This is a genomic window from Candidatus Magnetominusculus xianensis, from assembly GCA_001541255.1.
In the GTDB taxonomy this organism is placed as follows: domain Bacteria; phylum Nitrospirota; class Thermodesulfovibrionia; order Thermodesulfovibrionales; family Magnetobacteriaceae; genus Magnetominusculus; species Magnetominusculus xianensis.
In genome coordinates this window covers 20,284-41,427 of record LNQR01000031.1, presented here as the reverse complement: position 1 = coordinate 41,427, position 21,144 = coordinate 20,284, and the positions used below count along the sequence as shown (strand labels likewise).

At 44.9% G+C, this 21,144-nt stretch carries 19 protein-coding genes; 7 read left to right on the top strand and 12 right to left on the bottom strand.

Going from position 1 to position 21,144, the window contains the following annotated elements; translation table 11 throughout:
* Positions 1 to 9: 9 nt before the first annotated feature.
* The 12 genes from pilQ to ASN18_RS04275 all read right to left on the bottom strand — a co-directional run bounded on the left by pilQ (position 10) and on the right by ASN18_RS04275 (position 12,262).
* Entirely contained in the window at positions 10 to 2,463 is a 2,454-nt protein-coding gene (gene pilQ / locus ASN18_RS04330) for a type IV pilus secretin PilQ (RefSeq protein WP_236861506.1), read from the bottom strand.
* A gap of 50 nt (positions 2,464 to 2,513) precedes the next feature.
* Positions 2,514 to 4,049, bottom strand: a complete 1,536-nt coding sequence (locus tag ASN18_RS04325; protein ID WP_236861511.1) for an AMIN domain-containing protein — start codon at positions 4,047 to 4,049, stop codon at positions 2,514 to 2,516.
* A 5-nt stretch (positions 4,050 to 4,054) separates the two neighbouring features.
* On the bottom strand, positions 4,055 to 4,612 hold the full coding sequence (locus ASN18_RS04320) for a pilus assembly protein PilP (protein WP_236861505.1): 558 nt from the start codon (positions 4,610 to 4,612) through the stop codon (positions 4,055 to 4,057).
* 10 nt (positions 4,613 to 4,622) lie between these two features.
* Positions 4,623 to 5,234 carry a type IV pilus inner membrane component PilO gene (locus tag ASN18_RS04315; protein ID WP_085051386.1) on the bottom strand — a complete coding sequence of 204 codons (612 nt, stop codon included), beginning with the start codon at positions 5,232 to 5,234 and terminating at the stop codon, positions 4,623 to 4,625.
* Positions 5,234 to 5,821 carry a PilN domain-containing protein gene (locus tag ASN18_RS04310; protein ID WP_085051383.1) on the bottom strand — a complete coding sequence of 196 codons (588 nt, stop codon included), beginning with the start codon at positions 5,819 to 5,821 and terminating at the stop codon, positions 5,234 to 5,236. The genes ASN18_RS04315 and ASN18_RS04310 overlap by 1 nt, the downstream gene beginning before the upstream one ends.
* A complete protein-coding gene (pilM, locus tag ASN18_RS04305) occupies positions 5,818 to 6,876 on the bottom strand; it encodes a type IV pilus assembly protein PilM (protein ID WP_085051382.1) in 1,059 nt (352 codons plus the stop codon). Before pilM ends, ASN18_RS04310 begins: the two co-directional genes overlap by 4 nt.
* A gap of 87 nt (positions 6,877 to 6,963) precedes the next feature.
* Positions 6,964 to 7,839 carry a tRNA pseudouridine(55) synthase TruB gene (gene truB / locus ASN18_RS04300; protein ID WP_085051380.1) on the bottom strand — a complete coding sequence of 292 codons (876 nt, stop codon included), beginning with the start codon at positions 7,837 to 7,839 and terminating at the stop codon, positions 6,964 to 6,966.
* Positions 7,832 to 8,797 (bottom strand): DHH family phosphoesterase, encoded by a 966-nt coding sequence (locus ASN18_RS04295; protein WP_085051378.1) that lies wholly within the window; start codon positions 8,795 to 8,797, stop codon positions 7,832 to 7,834. The genes truB and ASN18_RS04295 overlap by 8 nt, the downstream gene beginning before the upstream one ends.
* Positions 8,794 to 9,165 (bottom strand): 30S ribosome-binding factor RbfA, encoded by a 372-nt coding sequence (rbfA, locus tag ASN18_RS04290; RefSeq protein WP_085051377.1) that lies wholly within the window; start codon positions 9,163 to 9,165, stop codon positions 8,794 to 8,796. The genes ASN18_RS04295 and rbfA overlap by 4 nt, the downstream gene beginning before the upstream one ends.
* Entirely contained in the window at positions 9,165 to 9,443 is a 279-nt protein-coding gene (locus ASN18_RS04285; RefSeq protein ID WP_085051376.1) for a DUF503 domain-containing protein, read from the bottom strand. The genes rbfA and ASN18_RS04285 overlap by 1 nt, the downstream gene beginning before the upstream one ends.
* A gap of 45 nt (positions 9,444 to 9,488) precedes the next feature.
* Positions 9,489 to 11,981 (bottom strand): translation initiation factor IF-2, encoded by a 2,493-nt coding sequence (gene infB / locus ASN18_RS04280; protein WP_085051375.1) that lies wholly within the window; start codon positions 11,979 to 11,981, stop codon positions 9,489 to 9,491.
* The gene (locus tag ASN18_RS04275) at positions 11,969 to 12,262 is read right to left on the bottom strand and encodes a YlxR family protein (protein WP_085051374.1); all 294 of its coding nucleotides are present in this window, start codon (positions 12,260 to 12,262) and stop codon (positions 11,969 to 11,971) included. Before ASN18_RS04275 ends, infB begins: the two co-directional genes overlap by 13 nt.
* Positions 12,263 to 12,418: 156 nt before the next feature.
* Between ASN18_RS04275 and tpx the strand changes: the two genes are divergently transcribed.
* The 7 genes from tpx to ASN18_RS04235 all read left to right on the top strand — a co-directional run bounded on the left by tpx (position 12,419) and on the right by ASN18_RS04235 (position 21,139).
* Positions 12,419 to 12,922 (top strand): thiol peroxidase, encoded by a 504-nt coding sequence (tpx, locus tag ASN18_RS04270; protein ID WP_085051373.1) that lies wholly within the window; start codon positions 12,419 to 12,421, stop codon positions 12,920 to 12,922.
* Between the two features lie 1,015 nt (positions 12,923 to 13,937).
* Positions 13,938 to 14,459, top strand: coding sequence for a UpxY family transcription antiterminator (locus ASN18_RS04260; RefSeq protein ID WP_236861504.1), 522 nt, complete (start codon positions 13,938 to 13,940; stop codon positions 14,457 to 14,459).
* 72 nt (positions 14,460 to 14,531) lie between these two features.
* The gene (locus tag ASN18_RS17765; protein WP_085051370.1) at positions 14,532 to 16,094 is read left to right on the top strand and encodes a Gfo/Idh/MocA family oxidoreductase; all 1,563 of its coding nucleotides are present in this window, start codon (positions 14,532 to 14,534) and stop codon (positions 16,092 to 16,094) included.
* A gap of 11 nt (positions 16,095 to 16,105) precedes the next feature.
* Positions 16,106 to 17,287, top strand: a complete 1,182-nt coding sequence (locus tag ASN18_RS04250; protein ID WP_236861503.1) for a DegT/DnrJ/EryC1/StrS family aminotransferase — start codon at positions 16,106 to 16,108, stop codon at positions 17,285 to 17,287.
* 48 nt (positions 17,288 to 17,335) lie between these two features.
* The gene (locus ASN18_RS04245; RefSeq protein ID WP_085051368.1) at positions 17,336 to 18,352 is read left to right on the top strand and encodes an NAD-dependent epimerase/dehydratase family protein; all 1,017 of its coding nucleotides are present in this window, start codon (positions 17,336 to 17,338) and stop codon (positions 18,350 to 18,352) included.
* A 28-nt stretch (positions 18,353 to 18,380) separates the two neighbouring features.
* Positions 18,381 to 20,303 carry an asparagine synthase (glutamine-hydrolyzing) gene (asnB, locus tag ASN18_RS04240; RefSeq protein WP_085051367.1) on the top strand — a complete coding sequence of 641 codons (1,923 nt, stop codon included), beginning with the start codon at positions 18,381 to 18,383 and terminating at the stop codon, positions 20,301 to 20,303.
* On the top strand, positions 20,300 to 21,139 hold the full coding sequence (locus ASN18_RS04235) for an ABC transporter permease (protein WP_236861502.1): 840 nt from the start codon (positions 20,300 to 20,302) through the stop codon (positions 21,137 to 21,139). Before asnB ends, ASN18_RS04235 begins: the two co-directional genes overlap by 4 nt.
* The last annotated feature ends 5 nt before the right edge of the window (positions 21,140 to 21,144 follow it).

Genomic DNA, 21,144 nt, shown 5'->3' with positions numbered 1-21,144 from the left:
GATATTATTCTACTGTACTTCCTCTGCTTCCCTGTTAACAATTCGTGGCGTTATGAAAATCAGATACTCGCTTAAAGATCTCTGCGTAGATTCAGTCTTAAACATCCATCCAAGAATCGGGATATCTTTCAGAAGGGGAAGACCCTCATCGCCCGTTGTCTCCTTCCATTTGAAAACGCCGCCCAGTACTAAGGTTTCGCCATCTTTTACCAATACCTTTGTATCTTCTGCAATCTTCGATGTCTGAGGGGCTGAACTGCCTCCGATTGTGACTGAACTCTCGAAATCCTCCTTGTTGATGGCCAACTGCAATATAACCGAATTGTCGGGGGTAATCTGTGGCGTGACGTCTATCTTTATCGTAACATCTTTAAAGTCTGCCGAGATTTCACCCTGCGCGTTCATCTTTGGATATGGAATGCTCTGACCCTGAGATATAGTGGCCTTCTGGAGATTCAACGTAAGAAGGCGTGGGTTTGTTAGGATTTTCCCCTGATTAGTTGACTCCAGTGCAGTGAGTTTCATGTCAAGACCAGCCGTCTGAGCGGCATTCATAAAACCAAGCGCCACGCCGCCAGCCAGCGAAGATACTACTGTTGGCAATGTAGCCAGATATGTATTACCAGACAGCGAACCCTCGGTTGCACCAATGCCAAGCCCGCTCCTTCTGCCTGTGTCTACTGCTGACTTATTATAGGTCAGCAAGCCCCAGTTTATGCCCAGAGAATCGTTGATGCCCTTAGATACTTCAACTATTCTCGCCTCTATCAACACCTGTTGCGGCGGCTTGTCCAACTGTTTGATCATTTTATCGATATTGTCCATAACGCGCGCAATGTCTACTACAATAATAGAGCTGGTCCTCTTGTCAACAGTCATCGAGCCGCGCGGAGAAAGTAATCCTCCAAATGCCGTAGGGGTGTACTTCGCTTCACTAGTTTTGTATGCTGCATCTCTCGTAGCATCTTTGGCAGACTGGTCCATAGATGGCGGGGCGATTGTGGTGAGAAGGGCCTTTATCTCATCTACTGTTGCGTAATTTATTCTAAATATTCTAGTTATGAGGGGCTCTAGTAGTTCCTGCGTATTTTTTATGCTGCTGTCTGTAGTTATCCTTTTGAGGTCTTCATCTCTCTCCTGAGCAAGTTTTATGGCTGGGGCAATTCTTATTATATTTCCATTGATGTCACAGCCCAGAGAATGAATCTTCATTATCAGGTCAACTATCTGAAACCACGGAGCTTCCTTTATTTGCATGGTTATCTGCCCCTGAACAGTTGGGTCAACAACTATGTTACAGCCGCTTTCCTCTGCCAGTACCTTGAAAACCGACACTATACCCGCGCTTTGAAAGTCAAGACTGAGCAGTTTATTGTTTGTGCCGCATGGTACTGTTTTACCGCAGAGAGAGCCCTTTAGTTCGGGAGCCTGAGGTTTCACCTCTGCTGCGTTTGCTGCGCTACTGGCTGCCTCATCTGTTGATACCGGCACGGTTGGTGAAACTTTCGGCGCTTGTGCCGGAAGTGGAGGGCGTGTACCTTGCGGGTTTGCCTTCGCTTCAGCTTGTTTTCCCTCTGCGATGGCTTCCTTATTTTTAGCAACTATGGCAGCCTTTTTCTTTGATAACGAATCGGCCATATCTGTCGTTGTCAGAGATACAATTATTGTGTCACTTACGGTTAACACCTTCGATGAGGTATCATTATCCAGCGTCATAATAATTCGAATCCCTGAGGGTCTGTCCTCCCAGTGGAGTTCCTTTACCGGGTAAATTAACTCTGTTGGCACAGCCGCTGCAAAGCGCACACCAGGTATGTCCATAGAAAAAGTCTCTCTCAGCGTCGAGTAGTTTGGTTTCATAGTGCCGTCGCCCTGGATTACTATATTTACTGCGCCGTCTTCTTTTTTGAATGTTACCCCAGTTATTGTCCTTGCATCAGATTTATATGAGGGAGGGGTGTTTTCCGCTGTTTCTGTCTCTGGCATTACAAATCCATCTCCGTCTGAGGGGATGCCTTGTGTCTGCTGCTGGTTGGACAGAGTATCTCCTAACCTATTGATATTAACTGCCAGTACGTTACCATTAATAAAATGGGCGACATCCAGTGGAGCAGATAAGGTTAGCTCCACGAGGGTTGCCTTTACGGGCAGGGTCTTACTCATAAATACAACTTCGCTGATGCCTTCTTTCTTAGGGATGATTCGTTCTGTAAAAACCCCCTGGCTGACCCCTTTTAGTTCGATATATATCTTAAACGGGTCTGAAGTTTTTGAAACTGAATACACAAAGTTTTCGTCTGCTGTGATTTTCAGGGAATAGTCCTCGATGCTGACTGTTTTTATCACGTTATCGACTACAGGGCGTACTGGTTCGTCACCCATTGTGGTGTTTGTGGTCGCACATCCCGAAATTAATAATACGGCTAATATGAACGAAGCCATCATGTTACTTCTTTTGATCATAACCTTTCCTCCAAGGTTCCTCCATGGGAGACTGCCCTTTATGAAATATGTCATCTTTTCTTTACCTTCTTCTTAAGAGAGCTTTTCGTTTTAGCAGGCTTTTTTTGAGCTGCTGCCGACTTTTGAGTTACCACTGGCTTTTGAGCCGCTTGAGGTGTTACGGCTGTTTGTACCTCTGCGGAAGCTAAATCCAGACATATGCTGCCGCTGCCTATCGCTATGTTCGCACGTTTGATAGTCTTAACTGCACCACCAGCGTCCGTGAATGTTATGATTAGGTCATGTGGCTGGCTGGACTTGACGTTGGCAGTTGAGTGAATCTCATCGCCCTGTATGATTTTTATTACGTCACCTTCAATGTGCTTCTTTAACTTATTGGATTCTATGACTAAATCCAGAGCCTTTTCCCATGGCATATCAGTGACATGAATTGTCACCTTGCCGCTTACGCGCGGGTCAACCACTATATTATAGTTGCTTACATAGGCTATGAGCTTTAGAACCGCCATGATATCAACATTATTATAGTCCAGCGTTATGAGGCCGTCTTTCTTTGGAGTTCCAGATTTGTCCGGCTTATTCGGCGAAACAGGGGCAGAAGTGAGGGGTTTGTCTTCGACATCTGAAGCTGCTGAAGTAACTTGGGCAGCAGGGGCGGCGGCAGGCTGTTTTTTCGCGGCAGGGACAGTCGTGCCAGCTTCAGCTATTAAGACAACGACTTTATCGCCTTGCGTATCAACTTGATATACCGCGTTTTTAGATAAATCCAACACTACGCGCACCTTATCCTTATGTTGTCCACCCCGGATTAATCTGATAGGCGGCACAGCATCTTTAGGCAGCGCAGCCGTTAACTTTAGTCCCCGAAAATCCACTATAACCTTGCCACTGAGAGTGGATACGTCTGGTGTCAACTGCCCGTCTCCTGTTATCTCTACTCTGGCAGATTTATCCTCGTCTTTGAAAAACTGAATACCTGTTATGGTTTGCCCAACGGGTAGTGGTCCTTTTTTCTGCTGAGGAACTGCCTCACCTGGCAAAGAATTTGTCTCCGGCGCTGGTTTACTAAACGACAGAGTCAGCGTGTTTTCTGTGTACTTATCCTTTATATCAACAACTGAAGCAAGCGTTAATACTACAACAGAGCCTGCCTTCTGAGCGTCAGCCGACTTCACATTTATATCAGCAACCTTTGTGCTTCCAGGCAGTATGATATCCTCGAAGCGCCCGGGGGAAACATCGAATAAATCAATCACCTTTTTGTATGGGTCGCTGGTGTCTGTAATTCTGTATACAAAGGGTTTGGATGCGGTAATGTTTATAAAGTCATTTGCTACCTCTATTGCTGTAACGGCATTGCCTGTCTGCCTATTTTTAGCTGATGTGTCAGCAGGTTTGGGCGGTGCCACAGGTTCCTTTGCCAAGTCTACGGCTGTGACGGACTCATCAGCAGGGGTATTTTTTGTGGTTTCAAGCGGTATTGTGCAACTGCAAAGAAACATAAGACACACTGCTGTTAGAATGAATCTTCCACTGTTCATATTCCTGCCTGTTTTCAGTCCTGTCAATCCTTTCAGTCCAGTCACTCTTTTCAATCTTGGCCCTCTTTCCTTAGCCGCAGCGAGTGATAAGATTTGTTCTCCACATCGTTTTCATCATACATAATCAGTTCTACAATTAGGTTGTCACTATTTATTTTGACAACCCTGCCGCCTTCTCTGCCCAGATACATCCTCTCGTAGATTACAAATGTCTTTCCGTCTACTTCAACAACTGCGTATTTTTTCTTTGCATCAATAATAATCCCCTTTAATACTATAGCCCTTAGCTCAGGAATTTCAAGAGGTGAAACTGCACGGGGCGGTTTGTTTGCCTTTTCAGCAGGCGCCGCCGACATCTTCTTTTTCTTTATTTCAACCAGTGACAGGAAAGGGTCTTTCCTGCCGCTTGACTCATATATGTACCGCTCAATTATAATGGGTGTTAGTGCCGCTGCAGTCTCGTTATCCATTTGAGCCGGTGGTGCGGGCGCCGGTGGTGGAGGAGCGGGCGCAGCCGGGGCAGCCTCCGCCGAACAGTGGTTTGGCTGACATGCTGCATAACATATTGCCCCAGTCAGCGCTGCCACAAGGCATATTTTCTTAATCATATAGTCCATGTCATTTACCCGGTTCTTTGCCCTGTGCGTTGTCAGGGGTTTCAGGTATAGCAGAAAAGGTTCGGGCCTCAAGGGTTATTGTCAGAACAGCCTCATCACCGGCTGGCTTTGGTTCGGTCAGGTCGATTTTCGATGTATTGACTATCCTGTCCAGTGCGGTTATCCTGCTCAGGAAATCGCCAAGTTTGTGGTATGAACCATTTACCTGCACCCTAACAGGAATCTCATATAGTATATTACTGGCATGGTTTTTCCGTGGCTGCGGTTCCCACAGGGCAACCTTCAATCCGGCATTTATCGCATTGTCCGACACCTGTTTAAGAAGACTTGTTATCTCATGTTCCTCGGGGAGATGCTTTCTGATTTTTTTGTACTCCTCTTCAGCCGCAGCCTGTTGTGCCTGTAAAGCTGGCAGTTTTGCCACCTTTTTTTCGGCTATGGCAATTTCGTCGTCCAGTTTTTTTACTTCAAGTATCAATTTATCGATTTGTTCGGTAGTTGGGCTATATACCAAAAAATAAAAAGGGATGGCTATTATGATAGCAGGCAATAGCGCTATCAATGCCTTAAGGCCAGGGTGCAGCTTGTTCAAGTCAGGAAGAACAAGTGCCACTACGCCGCCTTAGCCACTATTGTTATGGTCATTTTCATCTCAAAATTATACACAGCTAAGTCAGCCCGTCCTGCTCCCATACTTATGGCGCCGCTTTGGGATTTGCTCAGGTAGACGTTAGCAAACAGTTTTGAACTCTTCAAATTATTTACGAATGAGACTACATCGTCGTTCTTCTCGGCAGTACCGCTTAACGCCAGGTCTTGTTCATTTATGCTCATCTTTATAAGCCAGACATTGTCAGGCAGGAGTTTACTGATCTCATCAAGGACCTTTACAGGTGTGCTTTGATTGTTCTTCAACTGCTCGATTACCTTTTTATTGTCGTTGATAGTCTTGATTTTCGCCTCAAGGGTTTCAACTTCCTTTATCTTTTTCTTCAATGCCTCGATTTGTTTGGTTTTCTCCGCCTTTTCCTTTTGCATCATATCCAGTTTGTTTGACAACATCTTATAAAAAACGCCAGCAGCCCCTAAAGATAGTATCAGCACTAATACGACCGCAAGGTAAAGGAGTGGGATCGCCGTGGGTGGTTTTTTTCTCTTTTTCGCCTTTCCATCTGAGGGAAGGAGATTTATTTTGATCATCTGTCCCCAAGCCTTCTTGTTGCAAGCCCTACCGCTATCGCAGCAATCGGCGCGATGAACTTTATATGGTCAGCATCGATACCCTTAGGTATCTTTATGTTTTTAAACGGGTCTAACATCGTCACCGGATAGCCCGTCATTTCTGACAACTTTTCCTTTAATCCTCTCACCATCGCTCCACCGCCACCGAGCCACAAGCCTTCTATTGCCTCCATCTCCGGTGAATCACTAAAGAAATCCAGAGAATGATTTATCTCCATTACAATTTCCTCTGATACCCCGGTAATCACGGCATCTGCCTGTTCAGGGGTAATTCCCTTCACTGTCATGCCAAACTTTATCTGCTCCGCCTCATCGTAATTCAAAGAGAACTCCCTCATCAGGGCCTCCGTGTGATGCTTGCTTCCAATGGAGCTGTCTCTTGTAAAGGCTGACACCCCGTTTTTTAATATATTTATTGTAGTGTTCGATGCACCTACGTTGAGCAGCGCCACGCTTTTAGCGCCCTCGGACTTATAGTTTATCTCATACATGTTCTCAAGTGTAAACGCATCAACATCCACGATAACCGGATTCAATCCTGCATCTTTGACTGCACCGATGTAGCTGTTTAGTGCATCTTTTTTTACCGCCACCAGTATCACTTCAATCTGCCCGGGCTCCTCGGCAGGGCCAAGTATCTGATAATCAAGATTTACATCGTCTATGCCGAATGGCACATACTGCTCTGCCTCATAACGTATATTTTCGTTTAGCACATCTTCTGACATCTCTGGCAGCGTGATGCGTTTGATTATTACAGAGGAATGACCGGAGATAGATATTACCGTGTTTTTGGCCTTTATCTTTGCCTTTTTAACCAGCGCTTTTATTGCCTCTGAGAGCTTTTGCTGGTTTGCTACCACATTATCAACTATCATGTCCGATTGAATCGGCAGGTAATCGAACAACTCTAATTCGTAACCCGTCTTTATATCCTTTAGCTGCACAGCTTTTATACTGGACGACCCTATGTCCAGCCCAAGCAGCGATTTAGGCCCAAATATATCTAACACAGTATATTTTTAACATAATCTAAAATTCTTGTCAAGTGTATTTTTCCAATTTTTTAGCTACTTAAGAATTTATTATAAAATTCTGCTTTAACTATTACGCTGGCTTTTTCCCAAAAAAGCAGCCATTTTTATTTTATTGCCGCCATAGGTGCCAATCGCGAACAAATTCCCACGTATATCCTTTAATCTCAGGGCTGCCCCATCTTGGCGTCCTTCTGCGTAATCATCAAGCATAGAACCGTTTAGTATCTTCCTTTGTTCATCAGTGGTAAGGGTTCTTTCACCGAGGTGGCTCAGTGTCTCGTCCATCGATATAATCCGCGCGCTCTGAAGTGTATCCAGGCCGCATGATTCTGATATGTCAAATCTTCCGACGCCTGTTCGCTTGAGCGCGTGTACATGACCGCATGTGCCCATAGCTTCGGCAAGGTCGCTGCACAGGGTTCTGACGTATGTCCCCTTTGAGCAGTGTATGTCGAGTGTTATGTAAGGCAAATCAAATGCTGCAAGGTTGATTGCAAATATGGTAATGCTGCGCTGTTTACGCTCTACCTCAAGCCCCTTACGGGCGAGTTTATAGAGCGGGGTGCCGTTTATCTTCAGGGCAGAGTACATTGGCGGGGTTTGAGAGATTTCACCTGTGAACGACTTTAATGCCTCAACAACTCCATCGGCGGTTATCTCTGACACAGGGGCTGTCCTGATAACCTTCCCTTCTCTGTCTAGAGTGTCGGTGTGCTGCCCAAGTCTTACTACGGCAGTGTACTTCTTGTCAAGCGTTGCAAGGTATGGTGTGAGCTTTGTGGCCTGCCCGCAGAGCACTATCAGCACCCCCTCGGCCAGCGGGTCAAGCGTACCGGCGTGCCCGGCCTTGCCGATTTTTAAAACAGACTTTACTTGCTGCACCGCTGTATGTGAGGATATCCCCTCCGGCTTGTTAAAATTTATGGCGCGGCTAATCACCCCCGGAGGACTCTCCGATGCCGTCCAAAGACTCTAGCAAGGCCTTTTTCGCCGTCTCTATGTCTGCCGTTATTCTGAAGCCGGCTGCGTTTTTATGTCCGCCGCCGCCTAATTTCTCCGCAATTTTCGCCACGTTTACATCTCCGCGTGAGCGCAGGGAGGCCTTCCAGAAATTATTGCCCGTCTCTTTAAACAGGGCAGCTACCTTTATCGTATTAATCATTATGGGGAAGTTGACAAAGTTGTCTGTGTCTTCTGGTTTTGCACCGGTTTTCTTTAACATATCGTTTGTTATAAAGCATATGGCCGTATTTTTTTGTATCTCTATGCTGTTGAGCATATGCTTAAGGAGCATGAACTTGGCCTCTGTCCAGTTGTTGTGCAGGCGGTCAGCTACAAACGACGGTCTGACACCTTTTGAGATGAGGTCTGAGGCCACTGAAAGAGACTCCGCAGTAGTGTTTGAGTACCTGAATATCCCCGTATCAACGGCAAGTGCCGCGTAAATATTTAAGGCCATTGAGCTGCTAATATCAACGCCTAGTGATTTAATGAGGAAATATATCATCAGGCCGGTTGCCGGGGACTTGGGCAGTACCCATCTGATGTCGCCGAAATCTGATTCCGTCTCATGGTGGTCTATGACAATTGTGTATTTAAACTTTACCCGTTCTATGTCTGCCCTATTGGGGGCATTACAATCTATAAGCAATAAAGTGGCGTCTTCCGGCGAGGTTAAGTCGCTCATAGGCGCTATCCTGCCTGACTCGGGCAGGAAGTCAAACATATCCGGCACGGAGTCACGCGAGAAGACTATTGCCTTTTTACCAAGACTACATAGGGCGCTCTCAAGCGCAAGGGCTGACCCCAGGGCGTCGCCATCTGGAAATATGTGCGGCACGATGTAGAATTTGTCGTTTTCTTTTATGTGTGAGAGCAGTGTTTCAGGGGGATTCATTGTTCACCTTTTTCCTTGTTTTTTATCTCATTTTTTATTTCATTTAACAGGCCGTCGATTTTCATTCCGTATTCAATGGACTTATCCTCGGCAAATACTATGTTTGGAATCTGCCTGAGCTTAACACACTTTGCGGCCTCATGGCGAATAAACCCTGCCGCTGCGTTTAATATCTTCAGGGTCTGCGCTATTTTATCTTTTTTCAGGACGCTTACATACACATGAGACGTTTTAAGGTCGTCGCTTAACTCTACCTCTGTAATAGTGATAAATCCAAGCCGCGGGTCTTTTATCCTGTTTAGGACAATCTCCGATATCTCCTGCCTCAGCAGGTCGCTTACACGCTGGGAGCGCTTATAGGGCAGCATCAGGACAGCTCCAGCGAATAATCAAGTATTTCTATCTGCGGGTCCTTGTCTATCATATTTTTTACGTTTTCAAGCGTACTGTTTACGTGCTGCGTGTCAGTGGATATACAGGCTGCGTAGAGTTCGACGCGCTGCCACAGGTCACTGGCCTCTTCTGCCAATGAGACGTTGAATTTATTTTTTATCTTGTCTTTCACCGATTTAATGACAAAGCGCTTGGCCTTCAGCGAACCCGCCTCCGGTATATATATGCTGATTCGCATTACCCCTAAGATCATAAGCTGCCATCATAATATTTGACCGGCATTTGATCTGACATCGGGCTACAATTTACCGGCAACCTTTTCTATCTTATAGTTCTCCAGAATGTCGCCAACTTTCAGGTCATTGAAGTTCTCAACGAGAATACCGCACTCGTAGCCCTTCTGGGCCTCCTTTACGTCGTCTTTAAACCTGCGCAGCGTGGCAATTTTACCGTCATATATAACTATATTGTCCCTGATTACCCTGATGCCGTCGCTCCCTCTTTGAATAACCCCTTCGGTTACCTGGCAGCCCGCTATTGTGCCTATCTTTGAGATAGTAAACAACTTCTGCACCTCAGCAGTGCCAAGTATAGTCTCTTTCAGGGTTGGCTCAAGCAGACCCTCAAGGGCCTTTTTAACGTCGTCAATGGCGTCGTATATGACGTTATAAAACCTGATATCAACGCCTTCCCTGTCTGCAAGCTTCATGCTCTTTGCATCTGCCCGGACGTTAAAGCCGATGATTATAGCATTAGAAGCCGATGCCAGCATAACGTCTGATTCATTGATGCCGCCCATAGAGGTATGTATCACCTTTACCTTTACCTCTTCGTGCTTTATACCCTCCAGAGAAGACCTGAGGGCCTCGGCAGAGCCTTGCACGTCGGCCTTTATAATAATGTTCAGTTCCTTTATTTCAAGCTCTTTGATTCTGGCGTAGAGTTCGTCGAGATTGAGCTTTTTTGCGTGAGCTACGGTAAGTGACTGAGCCTTTTGCTTTCTGGACAGTGTTATCTGACGAGCCTTTTTTTCGTCGTCCACTACCATGAACATCTCACCGGCGTTTGGCACGTCTGAAAATCCTATGACCTCAACGGGGGTTGACGGTGTGGCTGCAATGGTCTTAACGCCGACATCGTCTATGAGTGCCCTGACACGGCCAAAATTGACCCCGGCCACGAATATGTCTCCAACCTTAAGTGTCCCGGACTGAATGAGTACGGTTGCTATAGCACCGCGGCCTTTGTCCAGCCTCGATTCGATTATAACGCCGCGTGCTGGCTTATTGGGATTGGCCTTTAACTCCATCATCTCAGCCTGAAGAATAATCATCTCAAGCAGGTCTTCAATACCAATTTTCTTCTTTGCCGATACCTCGACAAATATATTCTTACCGCCCCATGCCTCAGGTATCACCTCGTGTGTGGCGAGTTCCTTTTTAACCCTGTCGGTGTCGGCGTTGGGTTTATCTATTTTATTTACAGCCGCTACTATGGGCACTGCGGCGGCTCTGGCGTGGTCTATGGCCTCTATAGTCTGGGGCATTACGCCGTCATCGGCGGCGACTACAAGCACAACAATGTCCGTTACTTTTGCCCCGCGCGCCCTCATTGTGGTGAATGCCTCGTGACCTGGGGTGTCCAGGAACACAATCTCCTTGCCCTTGAGTGTAACCTTATATGCACCGATGTGCTGGGTTATGCCTCCGGCCTCGGACTCCGTTACCTTGGTCTTTCTGATGGCGTCAAGCAGTGAGGTCTTACCGTGGTCAACGTGTCCCATAATTGTGACAACAGGGGGGCGGTGAATCAGCGCTTCAGAGTCTTCTTGCACCTCAGCCATCTCGAAATCCTCTGCCTCGGCTACTTCTATTTTCACGCCGAAGGCCTCGGCCACTATGGAGGCAGCCTCAATATCTATGGGCTGATTTATAGTGGGCATAGTGCCCAGTTCCATGAATTTCTTTATTACCTCTGAGATTTTCTGCCCAATGGCCTTTGCGAATTCGCTTACGGTAGTGCCTTCCTGGATTTTCATTACCTTTTTACGGGGGACGGTTGCTGGGATCTGTTGTTTTTGGGGTATTGCCCTCGAAGATGATGACCGTGAACGCATCCCCTTTTTGTTGGAGCGCGAGTCAAATATCTTTTTCTGTTCAACTTTTCTTATCGACTGGAAGGCGCGCTGCATACTTACCTTTGGTTTGGCCTTCTCTGCTTTTTCAACTTCGACCTTCTTTTTAAATCTATCGGGAATGGTTATCTCATCTTCTTCCTCTGCGGTTTTAGCAATAACCACACCACCTGCAACGGGTAAGAGCTTTGCTTTATCTTTTTCCGGCTCTTTTTCCAGCTCTTTTCCCGGCTGAACTAGTGGAGAAGCCGGTTTAGTGGCAGCGTGGTGCGGCCTTGCCTGTGAGGGTGGCGATTGTTTTTTTGGATGGGATGACGGCTTTGAGGCCGACGAGTACCTTTTTTCGTGCTGGGGGACTTGCTTTGCCGGTGCTGAGTCTTGTCTGGCTGCCGGTGGTGTAGGCCTTGCCTGTGGGGGTGCTGAGGGCGGCCTTGCCGGAGGCGTATATGGCGGCCTTGATTGCGGCGCTTGTGATGATTTTACGGGTTCCTGAACTCCCTTTCCCTTAACTGCTGCCTTAAGTCTGTCTGCCAGTTCCTGCGATATGCCCGAGGAGTGAGTTTTGCCTTCGATGCCCATCTTTTTAATCAAATCAAGCAGTACCTTGTTGGTTACGTTTAATTCCTTGGCAATTTCGTTTATCCTTATTGTGTGCATGAAGCCTCAACCTCCATTTTCAATAACTCCCTCGATGCTGGCAACGCGGTTATTTTCCTTTTTAAGATTTTATTTATTTTTTTCTCATCCATAAATTTATCTATACATTTTTTATCCGGGCACAAGTAGTATCCCCTGCCCGGCATTTTCTGGACTTTGTCGAATACTGGGGTGTCTTCGGGTACTACTATCCTTAAAAGTCCGCTTTTTGCGTCCTTTTTCCTGCAACAAACACACGTCCTTTCCGGCACCCGCAACATCACTATATTGCATGTTATCATAAATTCATAGCTTTGTGCAAGATGTTCCTCAGAAGTCTGGCAGGCGTCAGGTAAAAATGTATTTTTGTCACAAAACTCTTTACAAAGGAATTGATTTATTGTACAATCATAGCGGTCAGTAATACGCTGGCATAATCTATTCTGAGGAGGTCTGCGATGGAAAGGACAGGGGTTATTACATTTCAGGGCGGCGGACTAACGCTGCTTGGCACAGAGGTAAAAGTTGGGGATAAGGCGCCGGGGTTCACGGTTTTAGACAACGGTTTGGGAGCCGTTGCCTTGAAGGACTTCGCAGGCAAGACTGTAGTAATCAGCGTAACACCGTCACTGGACACACCGGTTTGCGACACACAGTTAAGAAAGTTCAATGAATCAGCAGCCAGCTTAGGCACTGATACCGTAGTGTTAAATCTCAGCATGGATTTACCGTTTGCCAATGCAAGATTTTGTACAACTGCCGGTATTGATAAGGTAAAAACCCTTTCAGACTATAAAGACGCCGAATTTGGAATGGCCTACGGCCTCTTGATTAAGGAACTGCGTCTCTTGACACGTGCCATAGTAATCATTGACAAATCCGGCACAATCAAATACGTAGAGGTAGTACCGGAAGTCACAAATCAGCCGAACTATGACAAGGCACTTGCCGCTCTAAAGTAACTGTAACTGCGCCGGCAGTTACGGCTGCCGGCGTCATGCAGCTTACACCTCTTGTTTTGAAGTATCAATTAACGGTTTAATTTTGTACAATAAAAGGGATATTTTATATTGACGGAGGTTCGACCTTCCAGATAGTAAAATGAAGACTGCCAGAGCAAATCTTGCGCCGTCTAAATCCCTGGCTATAAGATGATACACTAAGAACACGACTCCTATTACAGAGCTCATGATGCTGAAAATAAAGAAATATTTCTTTCTTTTTAACAGCCGATTGTAAAACAATATGTCTTTATCATTTAAATCCATACCTGTAGAGTCATTGAGTGGACGGCAGGGGATTCGCCCCTCTGAACACCCGCGCGTGTTTGTGGTATGTGTCGTACAGGAATGAGTGTGGCCGGAATAAGAGTGGATTGACACATTCACCAACAATCTTTTCTATCGCCAAATGCTGCATAGGTGCAGTATAACATAACTCCTGTGGTGTCTTCTATATCCCTGGCGGAACAACCTGTTACTTTGTAACTTGACATAGGGTATTATATAATGCTAATATTCATATGTGGTGTGGAAGATATCGAAACCAAAATACCCGAATCGGCAGTACTTGTACCGCCGACAGAGAGGTTGGCGTGTCCAAAGCTTGCTACAAAGGCAGAGCCGGATGTCTGGTGGAAAGGTTTTTGAAGAGGATATTTTTTGTTGAAATCCCCATAGGGGATGTCTTTGACTATGTCGTATATGTTTAAAAAACCTGTTACCAGGCAATATCCTAAAGAAAAAAGGGAGTCAACGCCTGGACTCAGTAGTATGCACACCCTTGTCAGAAAGCCGCTTACGCGCAGGGCGCGATGTGAGTGAGTATCTGTGAAAATATATGCCGGAGATGTGGAGCCTGTAGAAGAGAGATATAGCTGTCTATGCTGAAGTTAGAACTTGCTGAGGTTAAGACGGAAAGATATATGTTAAAAAAAGAGGCTACGTACTTTGCGAAAGAGTCGCAGCGAGGTACGCGGTGATACAATCTGACGTAAGCAGCGGATGGTGTGCTGTGTATGTAAAAAGCAGGTGTGAGTTCAAAGTCTCAGGGTTGTTGGCGAAAAAAAATATAGAATGTTTTTTGCCAACGATTGAACGTCTTCAAAGATGGAAGAACGTGAAGAAACTAAAAGAATTTCCAATTTTCAATGGATATGTGTTTGCAAACATTGCTAACCGTTATGCTGAAATCCTCTCTATTCTAAGGACGCAGGGTGTTGTTCGAATCCTCGGTTCGACTCAATGTCAACCGTCGTATATATCGCAGAATGAGATTTTATCGCTTAAGAAAATTGTAGAATGCAAACAATCGACAGATGTTTATCCGTATTTAAAGGAAGGCCAAAAAGTCAGGATAAAAAAAGGCCCGCTTTTGGGAGCAGAAGGCTTTCTTGTTAAAAAGTTGAGTAATTACAAATTAGTTGTTTCAATAGACATTCTTCAACGGGCACTGTCTATCACAATAGACCCCTTAGATGTAGATTATAATATAAACTAGATTTTGTATTTCGTTAGCTATATCAGTTATTTTCGCCGGAGATGGGGAATGTAGCTGAAAGGGCGGAGCTTTGTGAAATTCAATGAAAGAAATATCCTCCATATCGGACTAGTTGGACTTGGCTACTGGGGGAAGAATACCCTGCGTAATTTGCATGAATTAGGTGTGATTCATACAGCGTGCGATATAGACCCTAATCTTGTGAGCGAGTTAAAAGGGAATATGCCGGACATTCGCTTTACCACATCGTTTGAAGATGTGTTAAGAAATAAGGATATAAAGGCTGTTGCTATTTCTACACCGGCTGTTTCCCATTATGAACTCGTGAGGAGTTGCTTGTTAGCCAACAAGGATGTATTTGTAGAAAAACCATTGTCTTTAAGATCTGTAGAGGCAGTGGAACTGACAGAGATTGCTGCACGAAAAAATAAAATATTGATGGTTGGTCATATACTTCACTACCATCCTGCAATAATAAAGTTGAAGGAACTTATATCGATGGGTACAATAGGTAAAATCAGGTATATTTATTCAAATCGCCTTAATATAGGGAAACTCAGAATGGAAGAAAATATTTTGTGGAGTTTTGCGCCTCACGATATTTCGGTTATTCTCATGATTGTCGGCGAGGAACCGTTGAAGGTATCTGCTACCGGCGGTGCTTATCTTAATAAAGGTATATATGATACGACGTTAACGACTCTTCAGTTCAGCAATGACGTAAAGGGTCATGTTTTTGTAAGCTGGCTGCATCCATATAAAGAGCAAAAACTCATTGTCGTTGGGTCAAAGTCTATGATAGTATTCGATGACGTCGCAAAAGATAAGCTGCAACTGTATAACCACAAAATAAACTGGAAAGACGGAAAAGTACCTGTAGCCGAAAAATCTGAATATCAAACAGTCGATTTTGACAGTAAAGAACCGCTAAAAGAAGAGTTAAGGCATTTTATAGAATGTATTAACTTAGGAAGCAGGCCGAGAACTGATGGCTATGAGGCCATAAGGGTTTTAAAGGTATTGGAGTCTGCAGAGGCCAGCCTTGCCTCTAATGTGGTTAATCACCGTTCAGCTGACACTTCTTATTTTGTCCACGAAAGTGCCTATATCGATGAAGGGGTGGAGGTTGGCAGTGGGACCGCAATATGGCATTTTTCCCATATTCTTAGAAGTTCGAAGATTGGAAGCAAATGTGTGATAGGGCAGAACGTTATGATAGGACCGGATGTTGAAATTGGAAATGGGTGTAAGGTTCAGAACAATGTATCGATTTATAAAGGCGTGTTATTGGAAGATGATGTCTTCTGCGGCCCATCCTGTGTGTTTACTAATGTGTATAACCCGCGGGCGTTTATGGAAAGAAAGCATGAATTCAGACAGACAATAGTTAAGCGAGGGGCTACAATCGGGGCTAATTCAACGATTGTCTGCGGGGTTACTATAGGACGGTATGCTATGATAGGAGCTGGCGCTGTAGTGAAATCTGATGTGCCTGATTTTGCTGTTGTGGCAGGTGTGCCGGCAAAACAGATTAACTGGATATGCAAGTGTGGCGTCATATTGAAATATAGTTATTCCTGTAACCTCTGCAACAGTGAATACTTGTTAGAGGATAAAGGATTAAGACAGATATGAGACATATCCCAATGCTTTCTCTAAGGCTTGAATATGAATATATGAAAGACGAAATCGACTCCGCAATCAGGAGGTGTCTTGAGCATCAACATTGGATTTTTGGGCCAGAGGTAGGACAACTGGAAGATACAATCTCATCATATCTTGGCGTCAAACATTGTATAGGCGTTTCATCCGGTACAGAGGCACTGGTTCTTTCCCTGCGGGCACTGTCAATAAAGACTAAAGGAAAGGAGTATTTCGATAGATCCGATGGAATAATTACAACTCCGCTAACATTTACTGCCACGGCAGATGCGATATTAAGGGCAGGGGCCACACCAGTCTTTATCGATATTGACCCCGATACTTATAATATAGACCCGGTTAAAATCAGGGAGTATCTAAACTCCCATGATGGTGGTTCAGCGTCTGGCAATGTGGTAGGAATAATTCCAGTTCATCTCTACGGCAGGCCATGCGATATGGATGAGATTATGGGCATAGCGCAAACCTACAATCTCTTTGTAGTGGAGGATGCCGCTCAAGCGTTCGGTGGTATGTGGGATAATAAAAAACTTGGTTCGCTAGGGACATGTGGGGCGTTTAGTTTTTTCCCCTCAAAAAATCTCGGTGGATTTGGAGACGGCGGTATGGTATCAACTAATGACGATGAAATTGCAGATATTATCAGAATGCTTTTAAAACACGGCGGTACTGATAAATACAACGCTAAACATATCGGGTATAACGCGCGGATTGATACATTACAGGCAGCCGTTGTCCTTGCGAAGTTTAAATACATTGACACTCTCAATGAAAAGAGAAGGGCTATTGCACAGCTATATAACGCTGCACTATATGACTTAAGTTGTTTAACTTTATCTGCCGCTAAACTTTCGGCTGAGAATGGGGATTATCATGTGTATAATCAATACACAATCATGGTTAAAGACGGAAAAAGGGATCAACTGCAGGCATATCTAAAAAAAAACAATATCTCCAGCATGGTCTATTACCCTCGTCCGCTTCATAGGATGGAAGTTTTCAAAAATTTTGCTGCAGAAGCGTTCAGCATTCCTATTCACGCCGAAGATGCGTGCGATAGTGTTTTAAGTCTGCCAATAGAACCGCTTCAAAGACAAGAGGATACACTTTACATAGCGGAACAAGCGAGGAAGTTTGATACGTATATTTCGACAATCAACCCCTGATAGGATATATCGGACAGAACAATTGTCATGACACAATAGGAGAAAACTTTGGATATACGTGGTAAGAAATTGTTGATTATAGGTGGAGCCGGCCTTATAGGTTCGCACACTGTGGACAAGCTATTAGAGGAAGATGTGGCGCAGATAAGGATTTATGACAACTTTACCAGAGGAAGAGAAGAAAACCTCACTGAGGCCTTAAAAGACCCTCGAGTCAATATATTCAGCGCTGGCGGCGATATACTTCATACCGACACTCTCAATATGGCGATGAAGGGCATTGATGGGGTATTCCATTTTGCCGCGCTTTGGCTTCTGCACTGCCATGAATATCCTCGTTCCGCATTTGAAGTAAACATTGGCGGTACATTCAACGTAATTGAAGCCTGTCTGAACAATGGGGTCAAACGAATTGTTTATTCCTCGTCGGCATCAGTCTATGGTAACGCCATAGAGGAACCAATGACGGAAAATCACCAGTACAACAATACTAATTTCTATGGGGCGACAAAGATAGCAGGGGAACATATGTTCAGGTCACTGTATAATCGTTACATGAACAGCGATAAGCGCTTTGAGTATGTAGGACTGCGTTATATGAATGTTTACGGTGCAAGGCAGGACTATCATGGCGCATATATAGCCGTCATAATGAAGATTCTTGACCGCCTCGACAATGGCCTTCCCCCTGTGGTTTACGGTGACGGTTCTCAGGCTTATGACTTCATATATGTGACAGATTGTGCAAAAGCCAACATCTGCGCTATGAAGGCGGACACAACAGATACTTTTTATAATGTTGGAATGGGTAAAAAAACTACGATAAAGGAACTTGCAGAGATAATATTAAAAATTGTAGGTTCTGACCTAACAATAAAGTATGAGCCAGATGGCATAACATTTGTAAATAATCGAGTAGGTTGTCCAAAGAAAGCAGAAAAGGAAATAGGTTTTCGCGCTGGTGTCGATCTGCCAACAGGACTGCAAATGCTGATTGACTGGCGCAGTACGCATAAGGAAGATGTTGCCCGTAGACGCCGTGAGGCAGGACTTCCAGACAAATAGCCCGGACAAATAGCCCGGACAAATAGCTATGTGTGGACTTGCAGGCATTCTTAATCTAAATGGACAACTGGTATCACCAGAAGTGCTGCGCGGCATGACGGACAGCATAGCCCACAGGGGCCCTGATGGAGAAGGTCTTTACTTGGACAAATTTATAGGCCTGGGCCACAGGCGGCTTGCCATAATCGATCTGTCAGCAGCAGGACACCAGCCAATGACAACCGCTGACAAGCGCTACGCTATTGTGTATAATGGCGAGGTCTATAATTTTTTATCGATTCGCAAGGAGCTGGAATCACTAGGATATTCTTTCCACTCAAAGACCGACTCCGAGGTGGTACTAAACGCATATGTACACTGGGGGCAGGACTGTGTAAAGCATTTCAACGGGATGTTTGCCTTTGCCGTATGGGACAAAAACCGCCAGGATCTTTTCCTTGCGCGAGACCGCTATGGCATAAAGCCCCTGTACTACAAGTTCTCTGGCAGCACATTTATATTTGCATCTGAACAGAAGGCCATCCTTGTGCATCCGTCTGTCGGCAGGGAGATTGACCTTGAGGCCCTGCTTGAGTACTTCACATTTCAAAACATATTCACCGACAAGACACTGCTTAAAGGGATAACCATGTTTCCTCCGGGCTGTTATGCCAACTTGCCAGTGGGATGTGACAGCAATCGGCTTAAAATCGTTCGTTATTGGGACTATGATTTTGCAGAGCCAGAGACTGCCGATGATGAGAATGCGTATATTGAAGAGCTTGACAGGCTCTTTTGCCAGGCTGTAAGCAGGCAGCTTGTAAGCGATGTCGATATTGGTTCTTATCTAAGCGGTGGTGTTGACTCCGGCTCTATAACGGCTATAGCCGCCAGGCATTTGCCATATATAAAGACCTTTACCTGTGGGTTTGATTTGCGTTCGGCCTCTGGTATAGAGCTTAATTTCGATGAGCGCAGAAGTGCCGAATACCTGTCCTATATTTACAAAACCGAGCACTACGAGATGGTTCTCAAGTCCGGGGACATGGAGAGGATATTACCACTGTTTACATGGCATCTTGAGGAGCCACGGGTAGGACAAAGCTACCCGAACTTTTACATATCCGGTCTTGCCTCCAAGTTTGTAAAAGTGGTGCTTTCCGGTGTCGGTGGGGATGAACTATTTGGAGGTTATCCATGGCGCTATTACAGGGCGGCTGACAACAGCACCTTTGAGCACTACATTGACAACCATTATGCCTTCTGGCAGCGGCTCATACCAAATAAATTGATAAAGGAAGTCTTCAGACCCATATGGAATGAAGTAAAGCACGTATGGACACGTGACATATTCAGGAATGTCTTTTACAAACGTGCTGAAGAGTTAACCAGGCCAGAAGATTATATCAACCACTCACTTTATCTTGAGGCAAAGACCTTTCTCCACGGACTCCTTGTTGTTGAGGACAAACTAAGCATGGGACATAGTCTTGAGACAAGGGTACCATTTCTTGATAACGACTTAGTTGATTTCGCGATGAAAATCCCTGTCAGCATGAAACTAAAAAATCTGAATGAAGTTGTAAAGATAGACGAAAACGAACCAGCCCCTAAAAACGAGAAATATTTTCTGAAAACAAGGGATGGCAAACTGATTTTAAGAAAAGTAATGGAGAAATATATCCCAAAAGAAATGGCAGGCGCAATAAAGCAGGGTTTTTCCGCCCCTGATGCGAGTTGGTTTAAGGGCGAGAGCATAGATTATGTTAAGCGTATGCTGTTCAACGATAAGGCCAGCATCTATAATTACTTTGACAGAAACACTATAAAGGGCCTTATAACAGAACACCTGGAAGGAAAAAAAAACAGACGGCTTCTGATTTGGTCGTTGTTGAACTTTGAAAACTGGTGTAAGATATTTCTTAATGGGGATGTTGCGGGTTTGATCAATTGCAATGAGGCTGCCCGATGATACAAGCGCTGTTTAACGTAAGCGGACATTTCCAGGCCTTTCGTGAGCTTTACGGCCTGGTGACACGCCATCGCCGTGTGACAATAGAAATGGCAAGGCGAGAGGTCAGAGACAGGTCTATTGGTAAAGTATTTGGGAACTTCTGGGCATTTGGACACCCTTTAGTTATGATAGGGATATATGTCTTTGTCTTTACATTCGTTTTCAAAATGAAAATGGGTGGTACAGTTGACATGCCTCTTGATTACACTACTTACATACTTTCAGGGCTTATTCCGTGGATAAGCTTTCAGGAATCCATGGCCAAAAGCACCACAGTAATCATAAACAATGCAAATTTGGTCAAACAGGTCGTGTTTCCAGTAGAAATACTCCCGCTCAAAGGTGTTATCGTATCCCTGCTGAGTATGTTCATATCTCTGACCATACTAATAGTATATGTACTCAGTACCCACCATAAATTACTTTGGACATATATGTTGCTGCCGTTTTTAATATTTTTTCAGATGCTGGCCATGTCAGGGGTATGCTATATGCTTTCCTCTGTTGGAGTATTTTTCAGGGATGTCAGGGATTTCATTCAGGTTTTCAGCATCGTAGGTCTTTATATTACGCCGGTTTTTTACCAGCCGGATCAGGTTCCCGCGATTTTCAGGCCGCTGCTTTATTTGAATCCATTCAGCTATCTTACGTGGTGTTACCAGGATGCGCTGTATTACGGACGTTTTGAGCATAAGTGGGCATGGCTTGGCTTTTTTGTATTGAGTTCAGGGATTTTTTATTTTGGTTACCGCGTGTTCAGGAAATTAAAGATTTGGTTTGGACATGTGTTATGATAAAG